Source organism: Kitasatospora sp. NPDC056731 (genome assembly GCF_040687675.1).
In the GTDB taxonomy this organism is placed as follows: Bacteria; Actinomycetota; Actinomycetes; order Streptomycetales; family Streptomycetaceae; genus Kitasatospora.
Window position 1 is genome coordinate 1 of the sequence record NZ_JBFBNR010000094.1, and the last position, 4,701, is coordinate 4,701.

Below are 4,701 nucleotides of genomic sequence, written 5' to 3' on the forward strand. Positions count from 1 at the left end.
GCAGTACCGCTCCGACCTCCTCGACGGCTTCCTCGCCGGGACCGGACTCTCCCTCGACCTCCCACCACCATCACCCTGAAGCGCCGAGATCAGTATCAGCGGAGGATGCCGCGCTCGCCTGGTCACCGGACTCCCAGCCTCCTTCCCCTTTCACCAAGAGGCTCTGGCCACGCGGGCCGCTGGACTCCTGGGCCGGAGGTTTCCACGCCGCTGACCCGGGGGCCAGCTTCTGGAACCGGGCCTCTGATCAGGCGAACCCGGGCACCGGGCCGGGCCGCTCTCGAATACGGCCGGGCCCGCGCTCTGCTCGTCGCGCACATCGCTGTCGGCGCGAGGAGAGCACGGGCCGGGACCTGCACGAGTACCATCATTTCGGGCCTGGCGCGCCTCGTGATCAAGGCGCGCGCAGCTGATACTGATGGCCCAGTCCGGCATAGGAAGCCGGAGAATATGCGCCGTTGCTTCAAGGCCCCCGGCGGCGATAGCCGAGCTGATCAGTCTGCTCGCGCCGGGCGACAGCCGCCGCTGACCCGGGTCAGGTTCGGCCGGAAGGCGGTTCCATCAGTCGACCGTGATCGCGATCAGGACGTGTCCGGGTCCTGCTGGGGTGCCCTGCTGGCTGCTCTGGCCCGCTGCCCCGGACGCGCCGGACTGTGAAGAGGGGTGGGGGGAGGGGCCGCCACCGTTTCCTCCCTTGCCGCCGGTGTTCCCGGCCCCTCCGTTTCCGGCGGCGCCTCCGACGCCGGTACCGGGGGGCGGGGCGAACGGGACGGCCGGGGTGGCCGGCGGGGCCGCCCCGGCGGAGCCGGTTCCGCCGCTGCCGCCGGCTCCGCCGCGTTCACCCTGGGCAGGCCGGCCCGCCGTGCCCTGCCCCCCGGTGACACCGGGGAACCCTGCGGTGCCGGACTGTCCCGGGGTCCCCGCGTTGCCGCCCAGTTGCGGTCCTGACTCGTCGCAGAAAGCGGGAGCGGCGGCGGCGGCTCCCGCGCCTCCTGCGCCGCCCGCGCTGCTGCCGCCGGAGGCCCCTCCGGCACCGCCCGCGCCACCGGAGTTGCCGACCTTGCCGTTCTCGCCGCCCCGCCCGCCTCCGCCGGAGGGACCGCTGCCCCCGCCTCCCCCGTTGCCGCCGGAGTGAGCGAACACAATGCCCTTCGGCACATTCACTTCTGTGTCTGGGGTGAACCTGTAGACGCCCCCCTGCTGCCCGGATGTCCCGGAGGAGCCGGCCAGACCGCTGGTCAAGAGGGAGCCGGCCGCGCCGCCACCGCCGCCGGAGCCGCCTCCCCCGCCAGCGCCGCCGGAACCGCCGACGGCCACATTGAGACTGATCAGGTCACCGGGCTTGACGGCGAATGTGCACTTCGTGAAGCCGCCGCTGCCACCGCTGCCACCGGCTCCGCCGCCGCTGCCGCCCGCGCCGCCACCGCCACCACCGCCACCGACGGGGTTGGAGACGAGGGGCGGGAAGCTGCCTCCGCCACCTCCGCCTCCTCCTCCGCCGCCGCTTCCCCCGCCTCCACCGGAGCCGCCACGGCCCCAGGCGTACACGGTCATCCGGGTCGTGCCCTCCGGCACGGAGAACCGGTGGAGCCCGGGAGTGAACTCCCGGTAGTAGACGTCGGAAGCGACCGCCCACTGGCCCGTCACCCTCGGGGCGGATTGAGCGGTCACCGTGCCGGCGGGCACCAACGCCGCCGGCACGGTGACCGCCAGCACCACCAGCACCGCGGACACCCGCCTGCGGAACCGCCCACCGGACACCAACGTATTGACCTGACGCATGAGAACCCCTTCTGTCAACCTGCTTCTAACATGTGCTCACAAAGGTGCTGCCCGCAGACACGCAGAGCGAAAGAAGAATCCACCTGAAAGGGGGATACTGACTTCGGCGCTTCGGGGTGATTGGCCTGTTCGTGTAGCTGACTGACGGTCATTTGCGCGCTATGCCGTAGGTATGCGATATGCGGATGGGGGCGGGCTGACGGCGAAAGGTCGCCAGCGCCGCGAGGTGGTGCGGCTGGAGGCCGCCGGGTTGTTCGCCGATGGGCTGGGGCCGCCGGGGGTCGCCCGCAGGCTGCGGGTGAGCTCGAAGTCGGCCTACCAGTGGCACCAGGACTGGATGGAGGGCGGGGTGGCGGCCCTGGCCTCACGAGGCGCGAGCGGCCGGCGTTGCAAGCTGTCCGCGCGCTGCCAGGAGAAGCTGGCCGCCTACCTGGAGCAGGGCCCTGCCGCTCACGGCTGGGACGAGGACCAGGTGTGGACCGGCGCGCGGGTGGCGACGCTGATCGGCCGGAAGTTCCATGTGTCCTACAGCGTCTCGGGCGCCACCCGCCTGATGCACCGGCTCGGCTTCAGCCCGCAGGTCCCCGCGCGGCGGGCCGCCGAACGCGACGAGCGGGCCGTGACCGCGTGGCAGGAGGTGACCTGGGCGGAGGTAAAAGCACCAGGGCGGCCTTCGACGGCTGGATCTGCTTCGAGGACGAAGCAGGGTTCACCCGCAGACCGCCCAAGGGCCGCACGTGGGGCCGGCGTGGCATCACCCCGGTCGTGAAGGTCTCCGGCCGCGGCTCGGGACGGGTCTCGGTCGCCGGACTGCTCGCGATGCGCCCGGGCTCCCGGACCCGACTGTGCCACCGGCTGCGGCGCCACAGCGGGCGCAAGGGCGAACGCCGCAGCCTGTCCGAGCGCGACTACATCGATCTGATCGACGGGATCCACCAGCTGGTCAGGGCGCCGATCGTGCTGGTCTGGGACCGGCTCAACACTCACGTCTCCTATGCCATGCGCGACTTGATCAGCGCGCGGGGCTGGCTGACGGTGTTCGTCCTGCCCGCATACGCACCCGAGCTGAACGCGGTCGAGTACCTGTGGGCCCACGTGAAGCACGGCCTCGCGAACCTCGCCAGCGTCGCCCTCGATCGACTTGCCACGCTCGTCCGCAATCGACTCAAACGTCTCCAGTACCGCCCCGACGTCCCAGCTTGTTCTTTATCTACCAGGATCTTCCAGGCTTGCCGATGGCCTTGAGGGTCTCGGGGCGTTTGACGGTCTTGCCGACGTCGTAGCGGGGTGCGCGGTGTTTGTTCTTGGCGCCAGGTGGCCGTCCGGGGCCGATGCCTCGGGGTTTGGGGACACGGGTCGGGCAGGCGAGGTGTGCGCGGATGTTCCTGAACCCCCGGCGGACTCGGGCGGGGGTGAGCCGGCCGGGGGTGGTGGGCCTCTCCCAGGGTCGGCGGAGGTCCGAGGCTAGGGACCGGGCAAGCCGGAGCTGGGTGTGAGCGACGATGAGGATCCAGGTCCAGCGGTCCGCCGCTTCGGGGGTGCGGAGTTTCGGGGTGGTCCATCCCAGGGTCTGCTTCGCGAAGCGGAAGGTGTGCTCCAGATCGAAGCGGCGGAGAAATGCCTGCCAAAAGCGGTCCACATCGTCCGGAGTGGCGCCGGTCTTCGAGGACCACAGCCACACCGGCGGGGCATCCCTGCCCTTCGACAGATACTCGACCTTCAACCGAATCAACGTCCCTTCCACCAAGGGCAGTTCACCATCATGATCGAGCCATGAGGAGCGGTGGGTGAGCCGGGGGTGGACCCGGTCCCACGCCTGGGTCTCGGCCTTGCCATAGTTGGTGGTGTCCGTGACCGTGGTGATCGCGGGCTCGGGCCAGGTCTCCGGCTTGGAGAAGCGGAATTCCGGGCCGTGCCTGGGCGGCCGGCCGTTGACGCCGTGCATCCGCGGCGGCTTCGGCAGACGCATCACGCGGTCGGAGCGGACCCGGCCGACCAGTTCGACCGGCAGATCGCGCAGGACCCAGGCCAGGCGGGTGACGTCATAACCGGCGTCGCTGACGATCACGATGTCCGGGTCCCCGGCTTGCCACTGACCGGCGGCGATGAGCCGCTCCACGACGCCTCTCAGTTGGGCGGCGGTGATCGCGGTCGCATCGTCCGCCGGGCCGAGCCGGACCACGTCCAGAATCGCCGTCCATGACGTGGCACCCGGCTCCAGCACGGCCACGAAGGAGTAGGGCCAGCCCGGAATGAACTGCGAGGCCGTCCTCGCCCGGCCGTAGACATGGCAGAACAGCCGCTCCGCCGAGCACGGCGCGTCCGAGCGGAGCCACGACGACACATCGACCGCCAGGACCAGGCGCCCGCCGTCGAAACGCGGTAGCGACAGCCCTGCCAGCACCGTCCGCAGCCGGACGACGTCGATCCGGCCGTGGTTCAGGCCGCCGTACATCGCTCCGTGCCCACGACGGTGCTCGGGTACCAGGGTCAGGTCCACCGGGGACTTCACCGCACCGTCCGCACACAGCACCGCGTCGGTGAGTTCGAACAACTCGTCACGCCGGGCGGTCAGACACTCGTAGAACTCACCCCGGAAGCGTGACGCTTCCGCGAATGCTTCCCTCCGGACAGCAGCAGACGGCAGACTCACACTCACGGCCTTCGTCGTGGTCACGTGCACCTTGGTCGGAGCACAGGATCAGACGAAGGCCGCCTTCGTGTCCGGCGAATCCCCAAGTGAGCGACCTCGTTCGAGACGCCGTTCGAGGCCGGAAGAAAAAGAACAAGCCCAGGGCGTGTCTTCAAACTCCCGCCTGCGCGCCGGCGTTGGGGCACGCACCTCGCCGCGTTGTCGTCAGTCGCCGATGCTCCGCATGGACTCCCTCCTCCGCCTTGCGATGCACGCACCCCAACGCC

The 4,701-nt window shown here is 70.5% G+C and carries 3 protein-coding genes; 2 read left to right on the top strand and 1 reads right to left on the bottom strand.

The window, feature by feature from the left end; genetic code table 11:
- Nucleotides 1-1,954: 1,954 nt before the first annotated feature.
- Both AB0R04_RS38730 and AB0R04_RS38735 read left to right on the top strand, forming a co-directional pair.
- Nucleotides 1,955-2,551 carry a winged helix-turn-helix domain-containing protein gene (locus AB0R04_RS38730; protein WP_363378864.1) on the top strand — a complete coding sequence of 199 codons (597 nt, stop codon included), beginning with the start codon at nt 1,955-1,957 and terminating at the stop codon, nt 2,549-2,551.
- Nucleotides 2,467-3,027 carry a transposase gene (locus AB0R04_RS38735; RefSeq protein ID WP_363378866.1) on the top strand — a complete coding sequence of 187 codons (561 nt, stop codon included), beginning with the start codon at nt 2,467-2,469 and terminating at the stop codon, nt 3,025-3,027. Before AB0R04_RS38730 ends, AB0R04_RS38735 begins: the two co-directional genes overlap by 85 nt.
- Here the strand turns inward: AB0R04_RS38735 and AB0R04_RS38740 are convergent.
- Nucleotides 2,993-4,435, bottom strand: coding sequence for an NF041680 family putative transposase (locus AB0R04_RS38740; protein WP_363378868.1), 1,443 nt, complete (start codon nt 4,433-4,435; stop codon nt 2,993-2,995). The genes AB0R04_RS38735 and AB0R04_RS38740 overlap by 35 nt on opposite strands.
- Between the last annotated feature and the right edge of the window lie 266 nt (nt 4,436-4,701).

Excerpts from the sequence above, each read along its gene's own strand:
- AB0R04_RS38730 (WP_363378864.1), top strand. The coding sequence starts at position 1,955 with ATGCGATATGCGGATGGGGGCGGGCTGACGGCGAAAGGTCGCCAGCGC.